Here is a 1,311-nt window from a genome sequence, read left to right as displayed (position 1 = left end):
TGAACCGTACCGGGTTTGTCGGAGACCAAGCTTTCTGAGAGAATGTCCCGATGAAAAAAGTAAAATATACCCCTGAAATCAGAGAAAGAGCGGTTCAATTATTGATTGAATCCGAGAAAGATTATCCATCGAATTGGGCTGCGATCACCGCTATTGCTCCCAAGATAGGTTGTACTCCTGAAACTCTACGTGTTTGGTATCAAAAATATTTAGATAAACAAAACCCAATTAAAGTACAGCAACTTTCAGATCAAGAACGTATTAAACAACTCGAACGTGAAAATAAAGAACTGCAACGTGCTAACGAAATTCTACGTAAAGCAGCCGCTTTTTTCGCCCAGGCGGAGCTCGACCGCCCACACAAATAATGGTAGATTTCATCCATAACAATAAGGCGTTATATGGTGTTGAGGCGATTTGCAGGATTTTACCGATCGCGGCTTCTACCTATTATCGAACACTAGATTTCGTTGAAAACCCAGAACATCGAGCAAAGCGAGATCTACATGACTTGCATCATGCTGAACAAATTAAACGAATTTGGAAGGAAAGTTCAGGTCGATATGGTGTGCGTAAAGTTTGGCAAAAATTGAAACGTGAAGGCTATGTTATTGCTCGCTGTACAGTTGCTCGATTGATGCAAAAACTAGGTATACAAGGTGTTTGGCGTGGTAAGAATAAACAAACTACCCGTAGCCGAGAGGATCAAAAACGAGCAGATGACTTGGTGAAACGCAATTTTAGTGCTGATCATCCTGACCAGCTATGGGTCGCTGACTTCACGTATATTCAAACAAATTCAGGCTGGGTTTATACTGCATTTATTATTGATGTCTTCTCACGAGCAATTGTTGGATGGAAAGTATCGACACGGATGAATACAGATATGGTGCTCGATGCACTTGAGCAAGCGTTACATGCTCGAGACATGCCAAAGAATGTGATTCACCATAGTGACAGAGGGGTTCAATATCTTTCCATTCGCTATACCAATCGTTTAGAAGCAGCAAATTTACGAGCATCAGTCGGTACGACCGGTGATTCATACGATAATGCTTTGGCTGAAACAGTGAATGGCTTATACAAAACAGAGGTGATTGAATATTTAAAAGCAGATTGGCAAGGTTTAGCGGATGTACAACTTGCGACATTAAATTGGGTAGATTGGTTCAATAAAGAGCGTGTACATAGTGCACTAGGTTATGTGCCACCTTTTGATTTTGAAGCAATGTACTATGATAAAATTAATCCGTTAGGTCAGGTGGCCTAACTTAAATAAAAAGTCTCCGACAAACCCGGTACGGTTCACTT

At 41.0% G+C, this 1,311-nt stretch carries 1 protein-coding gene and 1 other annotated feature; the gene reads left to right on the top strand.

What is annotated here, in order from left to right; translation table 11 throughout:
• Positions 1 to 50 precede the first annotated feature (50 nt).
• A protein-coding gene (locus tag HYG89_RS15875; protein ID WP_111841931.1) for an IS3 family transposase occupies positions 51 to 1,270 on the top strand; the annotation gives its coding sequence in 2 pieces (ribosomal slippage) (positions 51 to 327 and positions 327 to 1,270; 1,221 coding nt in all).
• Positions 326 to 442, top strand: a sequence feature (AL1L pseudoknot). It overlaps the preceding gene by 117 nt.
• Positions 1,271 to 1,311: the final 41 nt, after the last annotated feature.

The sequence above is a fragment of the Acinetobacter sp. SwsAc5 genome, assembly GCF_013391485.1.
Classification (GTDB): Bacteria; Pseudomonadota; Gammaproteobacteria; order Pseudomonadales; family Moraxellaceae; genus Acinetobacter; species Acinetobacter towneri.
This window is presented reverse-complemented; position numbering and strand designations above follow the sequence as displayed.